Source organism: Streptomyces sp. NPDC058464 (assembly GCF_042721035.1).
Taxonomy (GTDB): Bacteria; Actinomycetota; Actinomycetes; order Streptomycetales; family Streptomycetaceae; genus Streptomyces.
The window spans coordinates 38,625-63,002 of the sequence record NZ_JBHXMA010000052.1; the positions used below are offsets into that span (position 1 = coordinate 38,625).

The window sequence follows — 24,378 nt, forward strand, 5'->3', positions numbered from 1 at the left end:
TGACGGGAGGGGCCGGCATGGGGCTCGAGGGTGGCGTCTGGCAGGTGCGGGGCGGGCGGGGGCCGGTCGGCGAGATCGTCGTCGACGAGGCCGACTTCCCCTGGCTGCACGGCACCTTCACCCCCGGCCCCGGCTTCGCCGGCGTCCAGGACCTCTTCGCCCGGGAGCTGGCGCTGGCCGACGACGAGGACTGGGAGGCCTGGGAGGAGGTCCACGACGAGATCCACCGCCAGGTCTCCCTGATCTCGCCGGACGGCCCGGTCCCCGAGTTCCTGCTGCACATCGAGGGGGACCGGGCCTGGTTCAGATGGAGCGACGAGCCGTTCGACAAGGAGTAGCCGAACCGCCGCTCCCCCTGACCGACGTCCTGCGCTCCTGCTAGCCGATGTCCTTGCCCAGCACGGTCTCCGCCTCCGCGAGGATCTCGGTCACCCGCAGGCCGAACGCCGCGTCGCACGGGTGCGCCCGGCCCGTGCGCGCGGCGGTGATCAGGGCGTCGGCGGCCCGGGTCAGGGCCGGGACCGCTCCTTCCGCACTCCTCGGAAGGAGCGTGACCCCCGCCTCGCCCCGCAGCTCCACGTCGGCCCCGGCCGCCGCCGGGGGCGCGGTGAGGCTCAAGGTCACCGTGCTCGACGCGCCGTCGACGTGGTCGAGGACGAGATGAACGGTGTCCGCGGGACCGTGCACGGCGGCCGCCACCCGCCGTACGTCGCCCAGGACCGGCAGCAGCACGGACAGGGCGTGCGGACCCACGTCCCACAGCGCGCCCTTCTCCCGCCGCCACGGCGAGTCGGCGAACGGGTTCTCACCGGTGAACAGCGACCCCAGCCAGTGCGCCCGGGCCGTGAACCACCCTCCCGTGGCGGCCTGTTCACCGATCCACGCCTCCGGCTCCGGCTGGAACCGGGTGGTGAAGAACACCACGGAGGCGACCCGGGCCCGCTCCGCCGCCTCCACCACCGCCCGCCCCTCGGCGACGCCGATCGCGAGCGGCTTGTCCAGCAGCAGATGCCGGCCCGCCTCCGCGGCCCGCACCGCCAGCTCCGCCTGGACGACCGGCGGCAGCGCCACGGCCACCGCGTCCACATCGCCGAGCAGCGTGTCCACGTCCTCGTACGCCCGGACGCCGTACTCCCCGGCGAGTTCCGCGGCGGCCTCGGGGCGGCGGCCCCACACCCCGGCGAAGTCCAGCGAACCGTGCCCCGCCAGCGCGGGGGCGTATGCCGCCCGCGCCCACGGCCCGGTGCCCAGCAGTGCGATGCGCATCTCCCGTTCCTTTCTCCGTACCCGGTTCCACGTCGTCGCCCAGCCCGTCAAGGCGTCGTGCTCCGCCCGCCGTTGACGTACGACCGGCACCGGTCGGTGCCGTGCGCCAGCCAGTCGGCGATGGTCTCGGCGATCGGCTGACCGGTGTCCATCTCGACGAACCCGAACTGGCCCGACTGGTTGCACTCCAGGAACCACCAGATGCCGTCGGCGTCCTCCGCGAAGTCGAAGGCACCGTAGGCCAGCTCGGCGTCCTTCATATACGTGCGGACGGCCTCGGCGACTCGCGGGGGTACCTCCGCCTCCCGCCAGGGGGAGTCGGACGGCGCGAACCTGACGTCCACGTCGTCGGGGTGGGCGTCCGGGCTCACCGGCTTGCGGGCGGCCAGCAGCCGCTCGCCGACCACCGTCAGCCGGATGTCGGCGCGCTTGGTGACCCGGCGCTGCAACAGCGTCGGACCGAACGCCACCGCCGCGAAGTCGGCGTCCGGCGCCACCCGGCTGGTCGGCACCGCCCGCGGCGGCTCCTGCGGATGCGCGCCCGACACCGGCTTGACCACGAGGTCCGGGAACCGCTCCGCGAACTCCCGGGCCGCCTGCGGAAACGTCGTGATCAGCGTCGCGGGCACGGCGAGCCCGCTGCGCTGCGCCAGCCGCAGCTGCCACGGCTTGTGGCGGGCCCGGCCGGCCGCGTCCGGATGGTTCATCCAGCGCGCGTCGGTCCCGCGCAGCATGCCGTACAGCGCCTGCGCGGACTCCTCGGTCAGCCAGTCCGACGGCTGGGCGGCCCGGGCGGCCGCCGCCCCCGGCCTGCGTACCCAGATGGAGCGCAGGCCGTTCATGCTCACCAGGCGCCCGTTCACGGACAGATGTCCGCGGCTGACGCCCTGCACATACTCGCCCGACAGGGCCACACCGCTGGTCAGATCGGCAGGATCGAGACGGACGACGGGCACTCCGGCCTCGTGCAGCCGGAGGACCACCATGTCCGCCGTCACGTCCTCGTCACTGGTCAGGATGAGCACGGTCATCGTGAGGGTCCGCGATCAGTCGTCGAAGTGCGTCTTGGAGCCCGCGGTGGAGGTCGTGGTCCCCAGGGCTCTGAGCGTTGCGTGATCGGTGGCTGCGATCCGGCCATCGTGGAGAACGTTCAACTGCAGTCCGGAGTCATACGCGTACGGAGTGGTGACGTCCAACTGCACTGCGGGGCGTGCGTAGTTGAGCGCGAACGGTTGCATGGTCTCTCCCTGTTTCGTTCTTCCATGCACTTATACGATTCGAACGCGTGGTTGGTTTCCTTACTCTGCGTAATCTCAGCCCGAATTAAGAGCTTGTTAAGGGAGAAGCGGCGAATCGCTCCTGCACGTGGCCGATTTCACATTCCCGTCCGGCACATGACGGTGTCACATGTCCGCGAAATTCCGGGATGTCGTCAAAGCCTGTTCGGCGTAGCTCCGTCCGAAGAGCACGGCATGCACCAGCAGCGGGAACAGTTGGTGCAACCCGATCCGCTCCGCCCAGCCGTCGGCCAGTGGAGCCGCCTCCCGATAACCCTCCACAATCCGGTCCAGATACGGGCAGCCGAACAGCCGGAGCATCGCGAGGTCGGTCTCGCGGTGCCCGCCGTGCGCGGCCGGGTCGATCAGCCGGACCCTGCCGTCGGCGCCCCACAGGACATTCCCGTTCCACAGGTCGCCGTGCAGCCGGGCGGGCGGCTCGGGCGGCCCCGCGAGCTCCGGCAGCCGCTCGCAGACCCGCTCGATCACGGCGGCCTCGCCCGGCCGCAGGGTCCCCCGGTCGACCGCCGCCCGCAGGTACGGCAGCACCCGTTGCTCGGCGTACCAGCGCGGCCACTCGGTGCCGGGCTCGTTGCGCATCGGGGCGAGCCCGATCCAGGCGTCGCGCGGGCCGTCCGGCGGCGCCGCCCCGAAGGCCGGGGCGCCCGAGGCGTGCAGGGCGGCCAGGGCGCGGCCGAAACGCGTCGCCGCCTCGGCGCCCGGACTCCCGGTGGGGACCAGCTCCGTCACCATCCACCGCTCGTCGTGACCGAGCACCTCCGGTACCGGCACCGCGCGGGCGGCGGCCAGCCAGTGCAGCCCGGCCACCTCGGCCCGTACCGCCCCGGGACCGTCGCCGCGCTTGACCACGGCAGCGGGACCGCCCTCGAACGTCACCTCCCACAGGCCGCCCGACCGCGCCCGCTCGGCAGCGACCCGCCGGCCGGTGAGCCGGACGGCCGCCGCGCCCGGCCCCTCACCGCAGTCGGCCACGGCCACCGGCGTACGGGCCGTCCTCGATCGCCCGGCCTGTGGCGGCCGGGATCCCGGAAGTCGTGCACATACGGTTCACTGCGGTGATACCTCCCCTGCGGTACTCATCGGGCCGTAGCGAAGAATCCCATCCTCCTCGCCCGCAAGCAGCTGAATTTCCACGGAGCCTCCATCGACGCCTCGACGGGTTCCGGCCAACATCCGGCAGCCACTACCCCCCGTCGACCCGACGCGGCTGACTTGAGCCTCGCCGCAGCGCCACAAACCAGGGCACAAGGCCCGGCCGGGACGCGCACGGCGGAGGGTACCCCCCCTTGACCACGGCATCCGTGCTGGTGGCCGACGCCTTCGAGATCCGGCCCTACACCTCCCACTGCCGCGTCATCCACGACGAGGGCGCGCACGCGGTGATCGGCGTGTCGGTGGGCAACGGCTACTTCTCCGCCCGGCGCCCGCACGGCCTCGCCCGGTGGGGACTGGAGCACTTCGACAGGGTCGACTTCGTCTACACCGACCTGTGCGTGGCCGAGATGTACGAGGCCTTCGGCTGTCCGCCCGGCGAGGCCCGGCGCAAAGCGGTGAAGGGCGTGCGCGGGGTGCGCGCCAAGGTCCGCAACGCGGCCGCGGAGGCCGATCCGGGAGGCGCACGGCTGCGCCGGCAGCCGATGTCCCACTTCCGGGCCAACGCCGCGTACCAGGAGATACACCGGCGGCTGCAGCGGCAGCCGGGCGAGGACGACGACTTCCGCGCCGTCTGCGACGACCTGGTCGGCCGCTTCCTCGCCACCCGCGGAGAGCCGGCCGACGCGCGGCAGCGCGCGGTCCTCCTGGAGTACGACGGGCCATGTGTACCCGTACCGGGCCCCGTCGGGTGGGTCGTCTCGCGTCCGTCGCCGCGGCTCCCGGTCTGCGGCCCCCGGGCTGCGGTCTGCGGCCGCCATGCTCCCGGCGTACACAGCGAATTCCCAGTAACTCCCTTGTTACGCAAGCATTGACGCGCCTCACGCGTCCCTCTAGTTTCTGATCGGTTTTCCGAACCGTGTCCGAAATCCCGGACAATCCCCCTCGTCTGGAGCGCACATGAACGGCACCCCCCTGTCGCGCCGCCACTTCCTCGGTGCGGCCGCGACCGTCCCCCTCGCCGCCACCGGCGCCCTCGCCCTCGGCGCCGGAGCCGCCCAGGCCGCGACCAACTCGGCCTACGTGATGTGCTACTTCACCGAGTCCCCGGACATGCTGGCCGCCAACTACGGCCTGCACCTCGCCGTCAGCACCGACGGCCTCCAGTGGACCCCGCTCAACCAGAACGCCCCCGTCGCCACCCCCACCGCGGGCTCCCTCGGCCTGCGCGACCCGTTCATCCTGCGCAAGCAGGACGGCACCTTCGTGGTCCTCGCCACCGACCTGTACGGCACCGACTGGACGTACGTCAGCCAGTACATCCACGTCTGGGACTCCACCGACCTGCGCACCTTCACCGGGTACCGGCGGATGAAGCTGCACGACATGGACACCCATGCCTGGGCCCCCGAGGCCTTCTGGGACGCGGGGCGCGGCACGTACGGCGTCATCTACTCCGCCGTCAACGGCAGCGGTCACAACGTCATCATGATCAACTACACCGCCGACTTCATCACCGCCGGCGACCCGCAGGTCTTCTTCGACCCCGGCTACGACGTCATCGACGGCGACCTCGCGGTCGGCGTCAGCGGCGTCAACTACCTCTACTTCAAGAAGAACTCGACGCTCGTCGGCGCCCGCTCCACCTCGCTGGACCCCGGCAGCTTCACGGAGTTCTCCACGGCCGTCTCGCACAACGGCACCGAGGCCCCGACCCTGGTCAAGTCCCTGACGTCGAGCTCGACCTGGTACCTCTGGGGCGACACCTGGGACCCCAACGGCGTCTTCTACGCGTGGCAGACCAGCGCCCTGTCCGCCGGCACCTGGACCGCCCTCGACCAGAAGACCTACACCCAGCCGCTCAACTCCAAGCACTGCGGCATCCAGCCCATCACCACGGCCGAGTACAACAACCTCGTCGCCAAGTGGGGCACCCCCACCTGGAACCGGCTGAAGTCCTACAACTACCCGGCCAGATACGTCCGGCACAGCAACTTCGTCGGCCGGATCGACGAGTACGCCTTCGACCCGTACACCGACGGCATGTGGACGCTGGTCCCCGGTCTCGCCGACAGCAGCGGCGTGTCCTTCCAGTCGGTGAACTACCCGACCCGCTATCTGCGCCACTACAACTACCAGCTGCAGCTCGACGAGAACGACAGCACCACGGCGTTCGCCCAGGACGCCACGTTCTACCGGACGGCCGGCCTCGCCGACTCCTCCTGGTCCTCGTTCCGCTCGTACAACTACCCGACGCGCTACATCCGCCATTCCGACTACGTGCTGCGCATCGACCCCATCTCCACGAGCACGGCCCAGGCCGACGCCACCTTCTACGTCGGCTACTGACGCCCCCGCGGGCCCGTCGTGCGGCGACACGCCGACGGCGGGCCCACGACCGCCCGAATGGCGGTGCGTCCTCGCGCGTGATTGACCCAGCCGGGCGGTGTTGGGCGTGTCGTCACCACGGATGGGCGGCCTGGATGGTGTGAGCCGGGGGGCTGGCTGACGGTGGTTCATGTCGGGGCCGGGTCGTTACAGCTGATGGAGTATCGGCGCCCGGCCACGGCGGAAGGACATCGAGATGCGTTCTGCCCGCATGATCCTCGCGACGACGGCCGCCACCGCGGCCCTCGCGTTTTCCGCCCCCGCAGCCCAGGCCGCGATCGCGGGGGACTGGGACGACGGAGGCCGTGACGACTCTTCCTACAGCAGCAACGACAGCAAGTACGACTCCGACAGCAATCAGGGCAACGACGACGAGCAGGGAGGCAAGGGGGACCAGGGAGGCAAGGGGGATCAGGGAGGCAAGGGGGACCAGGGTGGCAAGGACGACCAGGGGGGCAAGGGGAAGGACGAGGGCGGCTCGTCGTGGGGTGACGACGAGGAGAGCGACCGCCCGCACGGCGGCGTGCACACCGGCGGTGGCGGCCTCGCCACGCCCGGCGTCACCGCCGGCGGACTGGCCGTCCTCGGCGTAGCGGCCACCGGTGCCTACGCGCTGCGGCGCAGGAGGGTCCCCGGGCCCGTGTCCTGAGGGGCCGACACATACGGGGACCGCGGTGCCGTCGGCGCTCCACACGCCGACGGGACCGCGGCCCCCGTCCCGCCCTCCCGCTGCCGTGCCCCAGAAAGGTGACCTCCGATGGCAGCTGGCCCCGCCACCCCGAACACCGCCACCCCGAACCCTGCCTCGCAGAACCCCGACGACCCCGACGGCCCGGACGACCAGGACAGCCCCGGCAACGGCCCGCGCGGCGGCCGGCTGCCCGTGTGGGGCATCGCCGTCCTGCTCCTGGCCGTGGCGCTGATCGGCGGACACACCAAAGGCTCCGACACCACCGGCACCACCCGGCCCGGGACCACCGATGCCGTCCCCTCCGCCGACCCGCGCCAGGCCGGTGCGGCGCTGCCCCGGTCCACGCCGACCCGCCTGCTCATCCCGAAGATCTCCGTCGACGCCCCCTTCACCGTCCTCACCATCGGCTCCACGGGCCAGCTCCAGCCCCCGCCGGCCGACAACACCAACCTCGTCGGCTGGTACTCCAGGGGCGCGGCGCCCGGCGAGGCCGGCACCGCGATCATCGCGGGCCACGTCGACACCAGGACCTCGGCGGCCGTCTTCGTCAGGCTGGACGAACTGCAGCGGGGCGACCGCTTCACGGTGAGCCGGGCCGACGGCACGGACGCGAACTTCGTGGTCGACGACGCCGACACCTTCGCGAAGGACGACTTCCCCAGCGAGCGCGTCTACGCGGACACCCGCCGCCCCGAGGTGCGCCTGATCACCTGCGCCGGCGACTACGACCACGACGTCAAGGACTACACGGAGAACCTGGTGGTCTTCGGCCACCTGGTCTGACAGCGCACCGGGGGACGCGCGGTCAGCCGCCCGTGGACTCCCGCACCACCAGGCGGAACGGTCCGGTGAACTCCTCCCGCCCCGGTCCCGGCCCGCCCCGGTCGATGCGCGCCGCCAGCAGGGCGACCGCGCGTTCGGCCATCAGGTCGTGGTCCGGGTCGACGGTGGACAGGGAGGGCACGAGATACGCGCTCTCGTCGACGTTGTCGAAGCCGATCACCCTGACCTGCTCCGGCACCCGGACCCCGGCGTCGGCGAGGGCGCGCAGCACGCCCATGGCCACCGTGTCCGTCACACCGAACACCCCGTCGAAGCGCAGGCCGTCCGCCATCCGCCCCCGGATGCCGCGGGCGGCGTCCTGCATGGTGAGCGACCCGGTGGTCACCACCAGCTCCGGGGCCGCCGGCAGCCCCGCGGCGGCCAGCGCCCGCAGATACCCGGTGTGCCGCAGGCTCGACACGTCGGCCTCGCCGCCCAGCGGCCCGCACACGATCGCGATCCGCCGGCAGCCCCGCTCGACGAGATGGCGGGTCGCGGCCTCGGAGGCGGCCTCGTTCGGCATGGCGACATGGTCGACGGGCCCGCCGAAGATCCGCTCGCCCAGGATCACCACCGGATGGTCGACGTCGAGCGCCCCGACGTCGGCCGGGCCCATGCCGACCGTGCTCAGGATGAGGCCGTCGTAGAGCCGGTTGCGGGACAGGGACAGGGCCGCCAGCTCGTTCTCCCGGCGGGCGCCGGTCTGCTCGATGCTCACCCGCAGGCCGTGCCGGGCGGCCGCCGCGATGATCGAGGCGGCCAGCCGGCCGTAGTAGGGGCGGTTGATCTCGGGCACGGCCAGGCCGATGGTGCCGGTACGGCCCCTGCGCAGGTTGCGGGCGGCCACGTTGACCCGGTAGCCGAGCCGGTCCACCGCCTCCAGGACGCGTTCCCGGGTGGCCGGGCGGACGTTGGGGTGTCCGTTGATCACGTTGGAGACGGTCATCGCCGACACCCCGGCGGCCTTCGCCACGTCCTGGATCGTCGCCACACTCACTCCCGCCGGCCGTCCTCGGCAAGACGATAGAGGGCGGCACCGTGGGCGGGCAGCACGGCCACCAGCCGCCGGCCGTCGTGCGCGGTGTCGGTGTGGGTCCACAGCTCCCGGACGCGGTCGTGCGGGGTCCCTCCGACCGACCCCAGCGGCACCTCGAAGCGCCGCTCCTCGTCGGCGAGCGAGAACACCGCCGCGTACCGGGTGTGCCCGTCGGTGTCCCGGGCGGTCCACAGCACCAGGTCCCGCTCCCGGAGCACCTCCTGGTTGCCGGTGCTGTGCCACAGGACGCCGAGGGCCTCGTCGTTGGTGAGCAGCCCGATGGTCTCGGGCGGGGAGGTGGGCAGGTCGCCGCCCATCATCAGCGGGGAGCGGGAGATCAGCCAGAGGGTGAGCAGGCTGACCTGCTCGGGCCGGGTGAGGGCCGACTGGCGGTCCGCGCCGCGCTCGGCGCGGATCCCGATGTGCCCGAGCGGCAGCATGTCGGCGTCCGCCCAGCCCTGCCCGCCCTGCCAGGGGGCCCAGCGCGCCATCCGCGCGAACTGCGCCTCGACGTCCTCCCAGCGGTCCCACAGGTCGTCGCAGACCCGCCACATGGTGGCGTGCTCCCGCAGGTGGTCCAGGCGGGCGAGGGACATGTCGGTACCGGGGGAGAGGCTCAGTTCGATGGCCCGCCCGCTGCGTTCGATCGCCCGCGCGTAGGCGGCGATCTCCCGCTCGTGGTACGGGAAGAGCATGTCGTCGGCCTTGACGAAGTCGACGCCCCAGGCGGCGAACTGGGCGACCTGGGAGTCGTAGTAGGCCTGCGCGCCGGGGTGGTCGTGGTCCAGGCCGTAGTTGTCGGAGTTCCAGGGGCACACGGAGTCCGTGTCGGCCACCTCCGCGGCGGTGAACCCCGTTCCGAGCACGGGCAGTGCGGCCTCCACCGCGCGGCGTGGGATGCCCCGCATGATGTGCAGGCCGAACCGCAGGCCCATGCCGTGCACCCGCGCGGCCAGCGGGCCGAACCCCGCCCCGCCCGCGGCCGACGGGAACCTGTTGGGGGCGGGGAGCTGGCGGCCGTGGCCGTCGAGGACGAGTGGGGCGTCCGGGTTGTAGCCGTGGGCGCGGGCGGTGGGCTCGTACCACTGGATGTCGACGACGACGGTGTCCCAGCCGTGCGGGAGCAGGTGCTCGCGCATGAACTCGGCGTTGGCGAGGACCTCCTCCTCGGTGACCGTGGTGCCGTAGCAGTCCCAGCTGTTCCAGCCCATCGGCGGCCGCAGGTGACGGGCGGGCAGCGGACGTGCGGGTCGGGTCATGTGCGCACTCCTGCCGGTCAGCGCTGGTTCAGGGGAGCCTGGACGGTCACGAACGAGTGCGGTGGGAGGGTGAGCCGCAGTCCGCCGCCGGTCACCGACACGCCGTCGAACGCCCGGGGGGCGACGGCCGTCGACGCCTCGGGGGTGTTGTGGGCCTGGAGCTTGTCGGCGGTGAGGATCCGGGCGGCCGGCTTGCCGAGGGTGCCGCCACGCAGGTCGAGGGTGACCTCGGTGGGTTCCTCGGCGTCCAGGTTGCTCAGCGAGATCAGGACGGTGCCGTCCTTGACGCTGGCGGAGGCGGACACCGTCTCCAGCTCTCCGTCCCCGACCGTGCGCCGCGTGCCTTCGCCGCGCAGGTGCACGGGGAGCGAGGTGGCGTCCTGGTGGCCCTTGTTCATCTCGAAGACGTGGTACGTCGGGGTCAGGACCAGGGCGTCGCCGTCGGTGAGGAGCATGGCCTGCAGGACGTTGACGGTCTGGGCGATGTTGGCCATGTGCAGGCGGGCGGCGTGCCGGTGGAAGATGTCGAAGTGGGTGCTCGCCACCAGCGCGTCGCGCAGGGTGTTCTGCTGGAAGAGGAAGCCGGGGTTGGTGCCGGGCTCCACGTCCCACCAGGTGCCCCACTCGTCCAGGACCAGGCCGACGGTACGCCCCGGGTCGTAGACGTCCATGACCGTGGAGTGGCCGGTGAGGATGCGGTCGATGCGGCGGGCCGACAGCATCGTGCGGTAGTGGTCGTCGGCGGTGAAATCGGTGGCGCTGCCCTTGGCCTCCCAGGGGCCGGACAGCGTGTAGTAGTGGACGGAGAGGCCCTGGAAGAAGTTCTTCGGGGTGGCCTCGCAGCCGAAGCAGCTGATCTGCTGCATCAGCGTCTCGGTCCACTTGTAGTCGGCGTCGGAGGCGCCCGAGGCGATCCGGTAGAGCTTGTTGTCGCCGTGGTCGCGGCAGTAGGTGGCGTACTGGCGGGCCAGGTCGGCGGAGTACTCGGCGCGCATGTTGCCGCCGCAGCCCCAGGTCTCGTTGCCGATGCCCCAGTACTTGACCCGCCAGGGCTCCTCGCGGCCGTTCTCCTTGCGCAGCCGCACCATCGGGCTGTCGCCGTCCCGGGTGAGGTACTCCACCCACTCGCTCATCTCCCGGACGGTGCCGGAGCCGACGTTGCCGCTGATGTAGGGCTCGGCGCCGAGGAGTTCGCACAGGGCCATGAACTCGTGGGTGCCGAAGTGGTTGTTCTCCTCGACGTTGCCCCAGTGTGTGTTGACCATCCGGGGGCGCTGCTCGCGCGGGCCGATGCCGTCCTGCCAGTGGTACTCGTCGGCGAAACAGCCGCCGGGCCAGCGCAGGTTGGGGATGTGCAGGGCGCGCAGCGCCTCGACGACGTCCAGGCGGATGCCGCCCTCGTGGGGGATCGGGGAGTCCTCGCCGACCCAGAAGCCGCCGTAGACGCAGCGGCCGAGGTGTTCGGCGAAGTGGCCGTAGAGGTGGCGGCTGATCGTCGGGCCCTCGATGTCGAGGTTGATGATCGCGGTGGCGGTGGGCACGCGGGCACTCCTGACCGGATGGCGTTGTTCGATATATGGAACAGAGTTCGTGAAATCGGTTGTATCGATAAAAAGCTGCCATCGGGCCGTGATCGCGTCAAGAGTGCGGACGGTGAGTGCGGACAGCCCGGCCCCCTCTGCGTGCAGCAGAGGGGGCCGGGCTGTCGGGGACGCGGTGGGTCAGACCGCCGTGGCCGGGAACGTCGGGTACTCGACGCCGGAGACGTACTGGACGACCCGGACCACCTGGCAGGAGTAGCCGAACTCGTTGTCGTACCAGAGGTAGAGGATCGCGTTGTCGCCCTCCACCTTGAGCGCGCCGGCGTCGACGATCGACGCGTGGCGGGAGCCGATGAAGTCGCTGGAGACCGCGTCCGGGGCGGTGATGAAGTCGATCTGGCGCTTCAGCGGCGAGGTCAGCGACACCTCGCGGAGGTAGTCGAGGACCTCCTCGCGGGAGGCCTCGCGGGCCAGCTGCAGGTTGAGGATGGCGATGGACACGTCCGGCACCGGGACCCGGATGGAGCTGCCGGTGATCCGCGCCTTGAGGTCGGGCAGCGCCTTCGCGACGGCGGAGGCGGCGCCGGTCTCGGTGATGACCATGTTGAGCGGCGCGGACCGGCCGCGGCGCTCCGACTTGTGGTAGTTGTCCAGCAGGTTCTGGTCGTTGGTGAACGAGTGCACGGTCTCCACGTGCCCGCGCAGCACCCCGTACTCGTCGGCCATCGCCTTCAGCGGCGGCACGATCGCGTTGGTGGTGCAGGACGCGCAGGACAGGATCTGCTCGTCCGGCTTGACGGTGTCGTGGTTCACGCCGTGCACGATGTTCGGGACGTCGCCCTTGCCCGGCGCGGTCAGGACGACCTTCTCGATACCGGGGCGCAGGTGCTTGGAGAGGCCCTCGCGGTCCCGCCACTTGCCCGTGTTGTCGATGAGGATCGCGTTCCGGATGCCGTACGTCGTGTAGTCGACCTGGGACGGGTCGTCGGCGTAGATCACCTTGATCTCGTTGCCGTTGGCGAGGATCGTGCTGTTCTCCTCGTCCACGGTGATCGTGCCCTGGAACTGGCCGTGGATGGAGTCGCGGCGCAGCAGCGAGGCGCGCTTGACGATGTCCTCGCCGCCCGCGCCGCGCACCACGATGGCTCGCAGGCGCAGGCCGTTGCCCGAGCCGGCCTTCTCGATGAGCAGCCGGGCGACCAGCCGGCCGATGCGGCCGAAGCCGTACAGGACGACGTCCCGCGGCTCCCGGCGTTCGATCTTGTTGGCGCCGGTGGCCCCGGCGACCTCCTCGGCGGTGAACGCCTCGACGCTCAGGCCCCGGTCGTCGGCCTTGTAGGTCGCGGCGAGCATGCCGATGTCGATCTGGGAGGGGCCGAGGTCGAGCGTGGTGAGCGCCTGCAGGAACGGCATCGTCTCCGTGACCGAGAGCTCGGCCCCGTCGATCTGGCGGGCGAAGCGGTGGGTCTTGAGGATGCTGACCACCGACTTGTTCACCAGGGAGCGGCTGTGGAGGAGGACCGTCACGTCCTGCTCCCGGTGCAGCTTCCCGATGAGCGGGATCATCGACTCCGCGATCTCCTCGCGGTTCTTCCAGTTGGTGAACGAGTCGTCGTTGACAGTCACAGACCTGAATCTCTCGATCGAGCTGGGTGGCGCTCATATGCTAAACCGGCCGGTCAATGATCGATCAAGGGGGTCCGGGTGTGATGCGGGTCGCGAAGTTCTGAACCCGTGCGGAAGACCGCGCGAAACCTCCGTGCCGCGGCGCGGCCCCTGCCATGGCCCTCGCGCGCTCACCCCGGTGACGACCAGGCGCCCCTCAGATCGGCGGCCACGTCGAGCAGCAGGGTCCGGAAGACGTCCGCCAGCGGGGTCAGCGTGGTGTCGGACCGGGTCACGGCGTGCAGGTCGCGGTGGAGCACCGGGTCGGCCAGCGGGCGGTGCGTGGTCCCGGGCACCCGGGTCAGGGCCAGCCGGGAGACGAGCGCGACGCCGTAGCCGGTGCCGACGAGGGCCTGGGCCAGGTCGTACGACGCCGTCTGGAACCGGATCCTGGGGGTGAACCCGGCGCCCGTCGCCGCCCGGTCGAGCTGCTCCCGGGCGGCGTGTCCGGCGAGGATGGTCACCCAGGACTCGTCCCGGAGCTGCTCCAGGCGCAGCGGCGTGCCGTCGGGGGAGCCGGTGACCAGGGGGTGGTCGTCGGGCAGGACGATGACCATGGGGTCCCGCAGCAGCGTGTGCACGGTGATGCTCGGGGGCGGCTCCGGGGGGAGCGCCCAGGACGCGATCACCGCGACGTCGAGTTCGCCCGTCGTGACCCGCTCGACGCCGCGGTCGGACAACAGGTCCTCCACCGAGACGTCGGCGTTCGGGTACCGGTGGCGCAGCGCGGTCAGGGCCGGCGGGAGCAGATGCAGGGCGGCGGCCAGGAAGGCGCCCACCCGCAGTCGCAGCGACAGGCGGCCGAGGAGTGCGGCGAGCCGCTCCCCGGCCTGTTCCGTCTGCTCGTCGACGACCCGTCCGTGCTCCGCGAGCAGCGCGCCGGCCGCCGTGAGCGACGCACCGCGCGGTCCGCGCACCACCAGCGGCGCGTTCCAGTCCCGCTCCGCCCGGGCCACCTGCTGCGTCACCGCGGCCGGGGTCACGCCGAGGGCGTGGGCGGCACCGGCGAGCGAACCGTGGCGGTCGATCATGGCGAGCAGACGCAGCTGTCCCGGATCCGAGGTCACTAAATAATCTTAATGCTGGCTGCAGCTGCTCTGACTTCTCTTCACGCACCCCTCGCGCCAGCCTGGTGGTGGATCATCCACCACGCCCCAGTGAGAAGGTCGGCGACCCGTGCCCATCCACCTGCCCCTGTTCGTGATCACCACCTGGCTGCTGGCCATGCTCCCGGGCGCCGGACAGGCCCTGATGATCCGGCAGATCCTGACGTCCGGCCCACGACCCGCCCTGGCCACCATCGCGGGCAACGCCACCGGGCTGCTCGTCTGGTCGACCGCCGCCGCCGTGGGCCTGTCCGCGGTGCTCCTGGCCAACCCGCACGCCTATCTGGTGGTGCGCATCGCGGGTGGAGCGGTGCTGTTCGCGCTGGGGGTCACCACCCTCCGCGCGGCGACGAAGGACGGCGTCGCCGAGACCGGTCCGGGTGACGGTACCGGCGGCCCCGGCGGCCTCAGGGGCGCGTACGGTGCCGGGCTGGGCACGACGCTGGGCAATCCGAAGGCCGGGGTGTTCGCCGTGTCGGTGCTGCCCCAGTTCGTCACGGCCGACGGTCCCGTCCTGCTGAGCAGCATCGCGCTGGGCGTCCTCTGGGCCGTCGTCAACGTCTGCTGGTACCTGCTCTTCACCTGGGCCGTCGGCCGGGGCCGGGCCCTGGTGTCCCGGCCGACGGTGCGGCGCGCCCTGAACATCGTCACCGGGGTGGTGCTGTGCGGGCTCGGCGTGGCGGTGGCCGGGGGAGTCTGACCGGAACCGGTGGATGCCGTGCCGGAGAGCAGCGCCGGACGCACCCGCACAGACCGGTGGCGCCGATCACCCCGCCGTGAGCGGCGCCACCGGAGGGCTGAACGGGCTTCGTCCTAGCGGGGGTTGAACACCACGCTGGCGAAGTGGACGCTGCCGGAGGCCGAGTGTCCGGGGGCGACCCGGTGGGTGGCGCCCTTGCACTTCGGCTTGCTGTAGACGACGAGCGCCTTCTTCGTGGCGTTCTGCGGCCCGCGCGCCTCCTGCGCCATGTCGAGGCACTTGCGGTCCGGCGGGTTCTGGATGGCGTACGCCTTGCCCTTCGGCCCCACCCAGACGAACGTCCCTTGGGCGGCGGCCGCCGGACCCACGGTGATGACGGTGAGGGCAAGCCCGCCGAGAGCGACGGCGAGCGGACGGAGCAGACGCATCGTGAAGTCCTTCGTGAAGTTCGACAACGGTGAAAACGGAGACATCGGTGACAACGGTGAGAACAGGCCGCGGAAACCCCGAGACCCGACGTCATCACACACCGTCATCGCCCCCGGATGCCCCGGCGACACGGAAACGTCCCACTTCCGGGCGATATCCACCGGCGTGTCGTGACACCGGGTTCATGGCCGGTGTGGCCTTCGTCTCGCCGCGCCGCTCTCGACGACGCCGCGCGTCATACTGACGATATGCCCGGTGACGACCTCGACAGCAACGAGCCATCGACACTGGAACCCTTCGTGAGCTGGCTCGACCGGTACGGCGACGACCGTTTCGCGGGCCTCGCCGATCAACTGTGCGCGGACATACCCGAGCTGAGCGGCGACCCCGACACCCACGACTCGCTCCGCGACGCGATCGTCTCCCACCTGCCCGTACTGCGGTCCGTGCTCGCCGGCGACGAGGAAAACGACGAGATGCTGTCCTTCTACTCGAAGACGCCTTCCGGCTTCCAGGTCGAGTACGGCTACGGCGGCAAGCTCATCGACGACTCCGTCTGGACTCCGGCCGTCGCCGTCGACCGTGATCCTCTTGTGGATGCCGGGGGGCTCACACGAAGGCCACCACCAGGGCGACCGCGACGGTGAGCGCCGACAGCCCGACCATCGCGGTCCGCCACGCGAAGCCCGGCGCCGGAGCCCGGGGCGCCGGGTCGGGGACGCGCCCGCCCAGGTGGGGACTGTCCAGCCAGTAGGCGTCGGACAGCTGGGCGAAGGAGGGATCGTCGCTGTGGCCCATGCCTGTTCCAACGTCCTTGACGGGCGCGGGAGTCGGCATGGCCGGTGCCGTCACACCTTCGGGGCAATCCGTTCCCCGAACGGCCGCTCCCGCGGACCGGGCGGTGGCCGGGTGGCGGCGGGGTGGCTCAGAACAGCGCCTTGTAGCCGTAACCGCCGTCGTTGACCAGCACCCGGGCGCCGAACGTGCCCTTCCCGGTGCCGTTCTGCCGGTAGAGGCGGTTCGCCGTGTCCCGGGCGACCAGGTCGGCCTTGCCGTCTCCGGTGACGTCGCCGATCCCGAGGACCACGTTGTACGAGGCACCCCAGTCGGCGGCGATCTTCACGCGTGCGGAGAAGGTGCCGTCGCCCTTGCCGTAGTAGCGGTACAGGTTGTTCGACCTGTCCTGGGCCAGCAGGTCGCCGATGCCGTCGCCGTTGAGGTCCCCGGCGCCGACGACCTTCTTGTAGGTCTTCCAGTCGGCGAACAGCTTCACGCGTGCCGACAGCTTTCCGGCGCTGGTCCCCTTGTAGAGGTAGACGGCGCCGGTGGCCGCGCTCCGGGCGATGAGGTCCGGGCGGCCGTCCTTCGTGAGGTCGCCCGGGGAGGTGAGGACGTCGTACTGGTTCCAGCCGCCGGTGGCCAGGGTGGTGTGCGACGTCGTCGGGTTGAGGGCGCCGCCGCAGGCCGGCTTGTAGAGGCGCACCGCGCCGCTGCTCAGCCTGACGAGGACGTCGTTGCAGCCGTCGCCGCTCAGGTCGCCGAGGGCGACCGGCCGGACGGTGACGGGCCAGCCGCTGCCCATCTGCCGCACGTGGTTGAGCGTGCCGTAGTGGAGCCAGATCCGGCCGCTGCCGTCGAGGGTGAGCAGGTCGCCGCTGCCGTCGGGGAGGCCGCCGGATCCGTCGCCGTAGTCGTGGCGGGCGGGGACCGAGCCGGTCACCTTCAGGACGCCGCTCGCCACGGTCGCCGTACCCGAGTAGCCCGGCTGGGTGGCGGTCAGGGTCCAGGTCACGTCGCCGTTGACAGCCCGGGCGCCGGATGTGGTGCGGCCGTTCCAGGAGGCGGCGACCGTGCTGCTGCCGGGGGTGCCCGTGAGGGTGCGCACGGTGCGTCCGGCCGGGTCGGTGAGGGTGATCTGCCATGCGGTGACCGGGCCGTTGAGCTGCCACTTCGGCGCCCAGGACGAGGTGGTCCGGAAGTTCGCCGTCGCGGGCACGGACGACGAGTCGACCGTGAGCCTGGGGAACGTGGTGCGGGCTGCCGACAGGCCGGCCGACCCGGTCCACACCGCGGTGGCGTCGGTGAGCGAGGCAGCCGCGATCCGGGCGCGGTTGACGGCCGTGAGCGGGCCCTGGACCGTGCGGGCGGCCGTCCAGATGTTCCGCTCGCCGTCGAATGTGGCCTCCATCAGCCGCTTGGTGGCAGCGGTCGCGCCGTTCTCGCGCCACACCGCGTGGACCGACCCGTCCGCCGCCATGGCGGTACGGACCTCGTAGGCGTCGGAGACGGGGCCGGTGGAGAGGGTCGAGGAGGCCGTCCACGTCGAGCCGGCGTAGCGCGTCACGGTGCGCACCGCGCCCGCTTCCGGGTCGGCCCAGACGACGGTCGCGTTCCCGTTCGGTGCGACCAGCGGTTCGGGATCCCCCTCGGCACCGACACCGCTCACGAGCGAGGTCGCGGCCCCCCACGCGGAGTTCGCGTCCTGGCGGCGTACCAGCTCGAAGGTCTGGGCCGTGGCCGTGCCGAACCGCCACAGCAGGTCGACCGAGCCGGACGCGTCGGTGGCCAGGGTCGGATGGGCGGAGGCGGCGAGCGGGGTGTTGCTCAGCTGGGCCGGGGTCTGCCAGGTGCCGCCGTACGGCCGGGCGGTGGTCATCGCGTAGGCCGTCTTGTACGACTCGTCCTCCATCGCGTACGACACGACGAGTCCGCCGTGCGCGTCGACCGCGACCTCGGGGTGCGTGGCGTCGACGTCGCCGTAGGCGCCGGCATGCCCGGCCGCGTCGCTGACCTGCTCGGCGGCGGCCCAGGTGCCGTCACTGCCGAGGGCGGCGGCATACACCTCGGAGGAGTCCGAGTAGGTGTACGGCGTGGCGGTCCAGACGGCGGCGACCTGGCCGTTCGGGCCCTCGGCGACATCGATCTGGGACAACGTCAGCTTGTTGTCGCCGTCGAACAGTTCGTGGGGCGACGACCAGGTGCCGGCGGTCAGCACCGAGCCGAGCAGGTGGTAGCCGTCGTCGACCCACAGCACGGCGACCGTTCCGTCGGTCCGTGTCACCAGCCGTGCCTCGGTGATGTAGGAGCCGCTGAACCGCACCGGCGTGCTCCAGGCGTCGGTGCCGGCCGCGCGCGTGGCGGTGTACAGCGTCTGGCTGCCGTCGGTCCAGGCGGCCACGGCGCTCCCGTCGGGACGGACGACGACATCCTGCGGGACGCTGTAGGTGGTGGACAGCGGGACGGCGGTGTTCCACGGCGGGACCGTGCTCAGATCCGAGGCGGTGGCAGGCAGCGAGGTGGCCCCGAGGGCCAGCGAGACGGTGACGAGTGCGGTGGCCGTGGCGCGCAGGCGGCCCGACGGCAGGGCGGATCTGCCCATGTGTGTGTTCCCTCCCCGTGGGAGCGCTTGCTCCCCGATGCGCAGCTTAGGAGGTAAGTGAGGGAACGGTGAAGGAAGTTGATCAGATGGTCGACGCGAATGAGCGGGTGACGCGCGGGGCCTGTGAACCGTCGGCGATTCACTGCCGGAATTACGCGACATAAGAGTAAATTCCAGAACATTGCTTGGCGGAGGCGTCACCCGGCAGACGGAGCAAGGAATGAGTACGGACGACCGCGTCGCGGTGACGACCGGGATCGCGCGGCTGCACGCGGCGCCCGGACTCGCCGGGCCCGGCCGCTTGGGACTGGTGACCAACCACACCGGTGTCCTGTCCGACCTGCGTCCGGCCGCACCCGCGCTGCTCGCGGCCGGAGCGCCGCTGGTCGCCCTGTTCGGTCCCGAACACGGGCTGCACGGGACCGGCCAGGCCGGCGAGAGCGAGACCGCCCGGTCCGACCCCGACACCGGCCTGCCGGTCCACGACACCTACCGCCGCGACGGCGAGCGGCTGGACAAGCTGCTGATCGACAGCGGTGTCGACGCCCTGGTCCACGACCTGCAGGACATCGGTGCCCGGTACTACACGTACGTGTGGACCATGTTCGACCTGATGGTCTCGGCGGCCCGCACCGGCATCCGGTTCGTGGTCGCCGACCGGCCCAACCCGCTCGGCGGACTCGTCAGCGAGGGCCCGCTGCTGGAACCGGCGTGGGCCGGCTTCGTCGGACGTGCCCCGATCCCCGTCCGGCACGGCCTGACCTGCGGCGAACTCGCCCGGTGGCTGAACGCCTCGGCCGTGCCCCGGGCGGCGGGCCGCGCGGCCGACCTGACGGTGATCGAGGCCCTCGGCTGGCGGCGCGCCATGGACGCCCACGCCACCGGGCTGCCCTGGATCGCACCCTCGCCGAACATCCCGACGCCCGCCACCGCCACCGTGTACCCCGGCACCTGCCTCTTCGAGGGCACGAACCTCTCGGAGGGCCGGGGCACCACCCAGCCCTTCGAGATCGTCGGCGCCCCCTACCTGGACTCCCGGTTCGCCCCCGCGCTCGCCGAACTCGCCCTGCCCGGCGTGCACTTCCGCGACCTGCGGTTCGTACCGGCCTTCCACAAACACGCCGGACGGCAACTGCGCGGGGTCCAGCTCCACATCACCGACCGCACGGCGTTCGCGCCCGTACGCACCGCCGTCGCGATGCTCGCCGTGCTGCGGCGGCTGCACCCGGACGACTTCGCCTGGCACACCACGGACGGCGGCGCCGAGGGGACCGGTCACCGGCACTTCGTCGACCTGCTGTGGGGGTCCGACCGGCTGCGGCGCACCGTCGACGCGGGCGAGGACCCGCTGCCGCTGTGCGACCCGCCGTCCCCGCCCGCCCGCTGGGCCGGCGACGACGCGCTGCTCTACCCCTGAGACCCACCGCCGTATCCGCGAGCGCCGAGACCTGCCGCTCCCTCCTCGACACCTGCCGTCCCGCTCGGAAGGACACCCCGTCGATGACCGATCTCACGACTCTCACGACGACGAACCGGGCCGGGATCCGCGCCTTCCGCGCGGGCGACGGGCCGCAGCTGGTGGAGGCATGGCGGCGCAGCGCGCCGGCCGACCCCGTCACCCCGGACCGCTTCCGCTCCCTGGTACTGCTCGACCCCAACTTCGACCCGGAGGGGCTGCGGGTCGCCGTCGACGGCGAGCGGGTCGTCGGCGCCGCCTACGCGGTGCGCCGGCTGACCCCGATGGCCGGCACCGACCTGGAGCCGGAGCAGGGCTGGATCCCGTTCTTCTTCGTCGCCCCGGGCGCCCGCGGGCACGGCCTCGGCCGCCGGCTGCTCACCGAGGCCCTCGACTGGCTGCACGGCCACGGCCGTACCCGGGTGGACTTCTCCTCCTACACCCCGAACTACGTCTTCCCCGGCCTCGACACCGAGGCCTACCCGGAGGCGGCCGGGCTGCTGGACTCCCTGGGCTTTCGCACCCTGTACGAGGCAGCGGCGATGGACCGCCGCCTGGTCGGCTACCGCCTCCCGGACGACATCGCGCTCCGGGTTGCCGAACTGACCGCGCGGGGCTACCGGTTCACCACCCCGGCCGACGACGACCTGGTGGACCTCCTCGCCCTGGCCGGGAGCCACTTCGGGCCGGACTGGGCGGCCACGATCCGGGCCTGCCTCACCGCGGGCACACCGCTCGACCGGATCGTCGTGGCCCGCGACCCCGGGGGCCGCATGGTCGGCTGGGCCATGCACGGCGCGTTCGACTCGGTCGACGAACGGTTCGGCCCGATCGGCGTGCTGGAGGAGATGCGCGGCACCGGACTCGGCGAGGTCCTGCTCCACCTGGTCCTGGAGCGGATGCGGGCGCTGCGCGCGCACTCCGCGTGGTTCCTGTGGACCGGCGCGGAGTCCCCGGCGGGCCACCTCTACCGCAAGAGCGGCTTCACCACGACCCGGGTGTTCAAGGTGATGCGCAGGGAGGCCGCCCGGTGACACCGCCACTGAGCCGACCACTGAGCCGATCACTGAGCCGATCACTGAGCCGATCACTGAGCCGGCGTCACTTCGCGCTCGCACTGCCCTCGGCGCTCCTCGTCTCCGGCTGTGCCGCGCCGCACCGGGGCACCGGGCGGCCCGGCGATCCGATCGTCCTCACCCTCCTCTCCCACTACGCGAGCGGCGAGCTCAAGCAGGCACTGCAGCGCCCGGTGGACGAGTGGAACGCCCTGCACGACCGGGTCAAGGTGCGGACGAAAGCGGTCGAGTTCACCGACCTGCTGACCACCTTCATGGTCCGGCAGGCCGCCGGCCAGGGCACGGACATCCTGCACCCGTACTGCCTGTGGAACGGCCAGCTCGTCCGGGCCGGCGTGCTGCGCCCGGCACCGCCCGAACACGCCGAGGAGATCGGCCGCGCCTACGGCGCCGCCGCGGCCGGCTCCGCATCCGTCGGGGGCAAGGTCTACGGCTACCCCACCGAGATGCAGACGTACGCCCTCTACTACAACAGGCGGCTGCTGCGCGAGGCCGGTGTCGACGGCCCGCCGCGCACCTGGCCGGAGCTGGAGGCGGCCGCGTACCGCACCGCCCGGCAGGACCGGTACGGCAACACCCTGGTCCAGGGATTCGGCCTCTCCACCTTCGACGACTCCACGACCGTCGGCCAGACCCTCGCCCTGCTCAACGCCGCCGGCGGGCGGTTCGTCTCGGCGGACGGCAGGAGCACCGCCATCGACTCACCGGCCGGCCGCGCCGTGTTCGACCTGGAGCGCCGCCTCGTCGACCGGGGCGCGAGCGCCCCCGGCGTCAACGTCTACCAGGCGTTCGCCTCCGGACAGGTCGCCATGGTGATCAGCGCCGGCTGGTGGACCACGAACCTCAAGGCGCTGATGGGCACCGCCTACCGGGAGGTCGGCGTCGCCCCCGTGCCGCTCCCCGAGGCGGACGCCAGACGCGCCACGCTCTCCACCGGCTTCATGCTCGGCGTCAACACCGCCAGCGAACACGCGCGCGAAGCCTGGGAGTTCCTGCGCTGGCTCAATGCCGACAAGGTGCGCGGCGCGACCCGGATGAGCGCCCTGCAGGCGTCGGTCGGCTCCCTGACCGGCCGCGCCGACGACATGGGGACACTCCTCGGCGCGGGCGGCGACCCGAACCTGCACCCGTTCCTGGACGCGCTGGCGTACGCCGTACCCGAACCGAACGTGCCGGGCGCGCAGCAGGCCAAGTCGCTGCTGCGCAAGAACATCGAGGCCCTGTGGACCGGCCAGCAGACGGTCGACGAGGCCCTGCGCGCCACCCGCCGCCAGGTCGACCAGGAGGTGGCGCGGTCATGGTGAACGCCACCCTGGCACCCGAGTCCGCCGAGCGGGCCGCGCGCGAGCGGGCCGCCGCCGTCGGAGTCCGCGTCCACGCCCGGAACCGTCGTCGCCAGGCCGTCGTCGCCTACCTCTTCCTGGCGCCGACGCTGCTGTTCTACGCCGTCTTCCTCGCCCTGCCGCTCGGCTTCGCGGTGCTGTTGTCGACGTCCCGCTGGGCCGGGTTCGACCTCGGCCACATCGACCCGGTCGGCCTGGACAACTTCGCCGGCCTGTTCGCCGACGGCGCCACCTTCCTGGCCCCGATCCTCACCAACACCCTTCTCTTCGCCCTGGGCACGGTGGCCCTCGCTCTCGCCGGCTCCGTGACCGTGGCCACCTGCATCGACCGGCTGCGGTTCCAGGGTCTGTGGCGCACCCTGTACTTCCTGCCGATCGTCACGACCGTCGTCGCCGTCGGGAACGTCTGGAAGTACATGTACCAGCCGGGCGGCCTCGTCAACGGCGTCCTCAACGCCGTCGGGCTCGGCTCGGTCGCCTTCCTCCAGGACCCGGACACCGCGCTGCCGTCGGTCGTGGTCGTCCAGGCCTGGGCCTCCGTCGGCTCGGCGATCCTCGTCCTGACCGCAGGACTGAAGTCCATCCCCGAGTCGTACTACGAGGCCGCCGCGCTCGACGGCGCCGGGACCCTGACCGTCTTCTGGCGGATCACGGTGCCCCTGCTGCGGCCGTCCCTGCTGTTCGTGTGCGTCACCCAGTTCCTCACCGGCCTCCAGTCCTTCGCGCTGATCATCGTCATGACCAAGGGCGGACCGGGCGACGCGACCGACGTGGCCGCGTTGGAGATGTACCGGCAGGCCTTCTCCTACGGCGACTGGGGTACCGCGAGCGCCGCCGCCTTCGTGCTGTTCGCGGTGGTCCTGGCGGTCACGCTGGTGCAGTTGTGGCTCTTCCGGCGCAAGGGGGAGGACGCGTGATCCGCCGCCGTTTCCCGTGGCTGTCGTATCTGCTGGTCGTCACCGGTGCGGTCCTCACCGTGGTGCCGTTCGCCGACATGCTGATGACGTCCTTCAAGGGCCCGGACGAGGCGGGCACGCTGCCCTACCGGTTCCTGCCGAGGGCCTTCGACCTGTCCAACTACCGGGCGGCGGTCCAGCAGCTCGATCTGCCGGTGCTCTTCCGCAACAGCGTCGTCGCCACCGGCACGATCACCGGTTCGGTGCTGCTCACCTCGTCCCTCGCCGGCTACGCGCTCGCCAAACTCCGCTTCCCCGGCCGCGACTTCGTCTTCCGTCTCGTGCTGTCGACGATGATGTTCCCGCCGTTCCTCTTCTTCATCCCGCACTTCCTGATCCTCGTGCACTGGCCGCTGGCGGGCGGCAACGACCTGCTCGGGCGCGGCGGCGCGGGCCTGACCGTCAGCATCGTGGCGCTCGCCATGCCGTTCCTCGTCAGCAGCTTCGGGATCTTCCTCACGCGCCAGTTCATGGTGTCGATCCCGGACGAGGTACTGGAGGCCGCGCGCATCGACGGCGCCGGCGAGTTCACCGTGTGGTGGCGGATCGTCGTCCCGCAGACCAAGCCGGTCCTGGTCACCCTCGGCCTGCTGACCTTCGTCGACGCCTGGAACGAGTACATCTGGGCCCTGCTCGTCTCGACCGCCAACCCGGACGTGATGACCCTGCCCGTCGGGATCCAGTTCCTCCAGGACTACGTGGACCCGACCCGCACGCTGCCCATCGTCATGGCCGGCCTGGTCCTCAGCGTCCTGCCCGTCCTGGTCCTCTTCCTGCTGCTGCAGAAGTACTACATCCGGGGCGTCATGCTCAGCGGCCTCAAGTGAGAGCGGCCTCTCACGATGTATCGATAAGCGGAATGCACAGAGGTGGTC

At 71.6% G+C, this 24,378-nt stretch carries 24 protein-coding genes; 12 read left to right on the plus strand and 12 right to left on the minus strand.

Translation table 11 applies throughout. From position 1 onward, the window contains the following. Positions 1 to 17 precede the first annotated feature (17 nt). Positions 18 to 338, plus strand: a complete 321-nt coding sequence (locus ACFWPQ_RS44115) for a hypothetical protein (protein WP_384048487.1) — start codon at positions 18 to 20, stop codon at positions 336 to 338. Positions 339 to 378: 40 nt separating this feature from the next. On the opposite strand, the gene ACFWPQ_RS44120 is transcribed toward ACFWPQ_RS44115, so the two are convergent. From ACFWPQ_RS44120 to ACFWPQ_RS44135, 4 genes are all read right to left on the minus strand, one after another. Then, complete coding sequence (locus ACFWPQ_RS44120; RefSeq protein ID WP_384048490.1) at positions 379 to 1,266, minus strand: Gfo/Idh/MocA family protein; 888 nt, start codon at positions 1,264 to 1,266, stop codon at positions 379 to 381. A gap of 47 nt (positions 1,267 to 1,313) precedes the next feature. Beyond that, positions 1,314 to 2,297, minus strand: a complete 984-nt coding sequence (gene tgmB, locus ACFWPQ_RS44125) for an ATP-grasp ribosomal peptide maturase (protein WP_384048494.1) — start codon at positions 2,295 to 2,297, stop codon at positions 1,314 to 1,316. A gap of 15 nt (positions 2,298 to 2,312) precedes the next feature. Then, positions 2,313 to 2,504, minus strand: a complete 192-nt coding sequence (gene tgmA / locus ACFWPQ_RS44130; protein WP_089102565.1) for a putative ATP-grasp-modified RiPP — start codon at positions 2,502 to 2,504, stop codon at positions 2,313 to 2,315. Positions 2,505 to 2,669: 165 nt separating this feature from the next. After that, positions 2,670 to 3,536 carry a fructosamine kinase family protein gene (locus ACFWPQ_RS44135; RefSeq protein ID WP_384048497.1) on the minus strand — a complete coding sequence of 289 codons (867 nt, stop codon included), beginning with the start codon at positions 3,534 to 3,536 and terminating at the stop codon, positions 2,670 to 2,672. A 314-nt stretch (positions 3,537 to 3,850) separates the two neighbouring features. Between ACFWPQ_RS44135 and ACFWPQ_RS44140 the strand changes: the two genes are divergently transcribed. The 4 genes from ACFWPQ_RS44140 to ACFWPQ_RS44155 all read left to right on the plus strand — a co-directional run bounded on the left by ACFWPQ_RS44140 (position 3,851) and on the right by ACFWPQ_RS44155 (position 7,518). Beyond that, a complete protein-coding gene (locus ACFWPQ_RS44140) occupies positions 3,851 to 4,531 on the plus strand; it encodes a tRNA-dependent cyclodipeptide synthase (RefSeq protein WP_384048500.1) in 681 nt (226 codons plus the stop codon). Positions 4,532 to 4,616: 85 nt separating this feature from the next. Continuing rightward, the gene (locus ACFWPQ_RS44145) at positions 4,617 to 6,005 is read left to right on the plus strand and encodes a glycoside hydrolase family 43 protein (RefSeq protein WP_384048502.1); all 1,389 of its coding nucleotides are present in this window, start codon (positions 4,617 to 4,619) and stop codon (positions 6,003 to 6,005) included. Positions 6,006 to 6,240: 235 nt separating this feature from the next. Continuing rightward, positions 6,241 to 6,693: a hypothetical protein gene (locus tag ACFWPQ_RS44150; protein ID WP_384048506.1), complete on the plus strand. Its 453-nt coding sequence runs from the start codon at positions 6,241 to 6,243 to the stop codon at positions 6,691 to 6,693. Between the two features lie 108 nt (positions 6,694 to 6,801). Next, complete coding sequence (locus ACFWPQ_RS44155) at positions 6,802 to 7,518, plus strand: class F sortase (RefSeq protein WP_384048509.1); 717 nt, start codon at positions 6,802 to 6,804, stop codon at positions 7,516 to 7,518. A gap of 22 nt (positions 7,519 to 7,540) precedes the next feature. Here ACFWPQ_RS44155 and ACFWPQ_RS44160 read toward each other — a convergent pair whose 3' ends face one another. The 5 genes from ACFWPQ_RS44160 to ACFWPQ_RS44180 form a co-directional block, all read right to left on the minus strand. Beyond that, positions 7,541 to 8,548 (minus strand): LacI family DNA-binding transcriptional regulator, encoded by a 1,008-nt coding sequence (locus tag ACFWPQ_RS44160; RefSeq protein ID WP_384048512.1) that lies wholly within the window; start codon positions 8,546 to 8,548, stop codon positions 7,541 to 7,543. Between the two features lie 2 nt (positions 8,549 to 8,550). Continuing rightward, positions 8,551 to 9,852, minus strand: coding sequence for a glycoside hydrolase family 27 protein (locus ACFWPQ_RS44165; protein WP_384048515.1), 1,302 nt, complete (start codon positions 9,850 to 9,852; stop codon positions 8,551 to 8,553). Positions 9,853 to 9,869: 17 nt separating this feature from the next. Next, positions 9,870 to 11,393 (minus strand): alpha-N-arabinofuranosidase, encoded by a 1,524-nt coding sequence (locus ACFWPQ_RS44170; RefSeq protein WP_384048518.1) that lies wholly within the window; start codon positions 11,391 to 11,393, stop codon positions 9,870 to 9,872. Positions 11,394 to 11,573: 180 nt separating this feature from the next. Then, complete coding sequence (locus ACFWPQ_RS44175; RefSeq protein WP_384048521.1) at positions 11,574 to 13,019, minus strand: glyceraldehyde-3-phosphate dehydrogenase; 1,446 nt, start codon at positions 13,017 to 13,019, stop codon at positions 11,574 to 11,576. Positions 13,020 to 13,189: 170 nt separating this feature from the next. After that, on the minus strand, positions 13,190 to 14,125 hold the full coding sequence (locus tag ACFWPQ_RS44180) for a LysR family transcriptional regulator (RefSeq protein WP_384048524.1): 936 nt from the start codon (positions 14,123 to 14,125) through the stop codon (positions 13,190 to 13,192). Between the two features lie 109 nt (positions 14,126 to 14,234). Here ACFWPQ_RS44180 and ACFWPQ_RS44185 point away from each other — a divergent pair, with 109 nt between their 5' ends. Next, entirely contained in the window at positions 14,235 to 14,864 is a 630-nt protein-coding gene (locus ACFWPQ_RS44185) for a LysE family translocator (protein ID WP_384048527.1), read from the plus strand. A 113-nt stretch (positions 14,865 to 14,977) separates the two neighbouring features. On the opposite strand, the gene ACFWPQ_RS44190 is transcribed toward ACFWPQ_RS44185, so the two are convergent. Further along, positions 14,978 to 15,292 (minus strand): hypothetical protein, encoded by a 315-nt coding sequence (locus ACFWPQ_RS44190; RefSeq protein WP_384048530.1) that lies wholly within the window; start codon positions 15,290 to 15,292, stop codon positions 14,978 to 14,980. A 249-nt stretch (positions 15,293 to 15,541) separates the two neighbouring features. On the opposite strand from ACFWPQ_RS44190, the gene ACFWPQ_RS44195 reads away from it, so the two are divergent. Further along, positions 15,542 to 15,940, plus strand: a complete 399-nt coding sequence (locus tag ACFWPQ_RS44195) for a hypothetical protein (RefSeq protein WP_384048533.1) — start codon at positions 15,542 to 15,544, stop codon at positions 15,938 to 15,940. On the opposite strand, the gene ACFWPQ_RS44200 is transcribed toward ACFWPQ_RS44195, so the two are convergent. Both ACFWPQ_RS44200 and ACFWPQ_RS44205 read right to left on the minus strand, forming a co-directional pair. Next, complete coding sequence (locus ACFWPQ_RS44200) at positions 15,903 to 16,091, minus strand: hypothetical protein (RefSeq protein ID WP_384048536.1); 189 nt, start codon at positions 16,089 to 16,091, stop codon at positions 15,903 to 15,905. The two genes, ACFWPQ_RS44195 and ACFWPQ_RS44200, sit on opposite strands and share 38 nt — an antisense overlap. Positions 16,092 to 16,218: 127 nt before the next feature. After that, positions 16,219 to 18,672: an FG-GAP-like repeat-containing protein gene (locus ACFWPQ_RS44205; RefSeq protein WP_384048539.1), complete on the minus strand. Its 2,454-nt coding sequence runs from the start codon at positions 18,670 to 18,672 to the stop codon at positions 16,219 to 16,221. A 220-nt stretch (positions 18,673 to 18,892) separates the two neighbouring features. Here ACFWPQ_RS44205 and ACFWPQ_RS44210 point away from each other — a divergent pair, with 220 nt between their 5' ends. The 5 genes from ACFWPQ_RS44210 to ACFWPQ_RS44230 all read left to right on the plus strand — a co-directional run bounded on the left by ACFWPQ_RS44210 (position 18,893) and on the right by ACFWPQ_RS44230 (position 24,330). Then, entirely contained in the window at positions 18,893 to 20,089 is a 1,197-nt protein-coding gene (locus ACFWPQ_RS44210) for an exo-beta-N-acetylmuramidase NamZ domain-containing protein (RefSeq protein WP_384048542.1), read from the plus strand. A gap of 83 nt (positions 20,090 to 20,172) precedes the next feature. After that, positions 20,173 to 21,162 carry a GNAT family N-acetyltransferase gene (locus ACFWPQ_RS44215; RefSeq protein WP_384048545.1) on the plus strand — a complete coding sequence of 330 codons (990 nt, stop codon included), beginning with the start codon at positions 20,173 to 20,175 and terminating at the stop codon, positions 21,160 to 21,162. Further along, on the plus strand, positions 21,159 to 22,508 hold the full coding sequence (locus tag ACFWPQ_RS44220) for an extracellular solute-binding protein (RefSeq protein WP_384048548.1): 1,350 nt from the start codon (positions 21,159 to 21,161) through the stop codon (positions 22,506 to 22,508). Before ACFWPQ_RS44215 ends, ACFWPQ_RS44220 begins: the two co-directional genes overlap by 4 nt. After that, on the plus strand, positions 22,502 to 23,464 hold the full coding sequence (locus ACFWPQ_RS44225) for a carbohydrate ABC transporter permease (protein ID WP_384048551.1): 963 nt from the start codon (positions 22,502 to 22,504) through the stop codon (positions 23,462 to 23,464). The genes ACFWPQ_RS44220 and ACFWPQ_RS44225 overlap by 7 nt, the downstream gene beginning before the upstream one ends. After that, entirely contained in the window at positions 23,461 to 24,330 is an 870-nt protein-coding gene (locus tag ACFWPQ_RS44230; protein ID WP_384048553.1) for a carbohydrate ABC transporter permease, read from the plus strand. Before ACFWPQ_RS44225 ends, ACFWPQ_RS44230 begins: the two co-directional genes overlap by 4 nt. Positions 24,331 to 24,378: the final 48 nt, after the last annotated feature.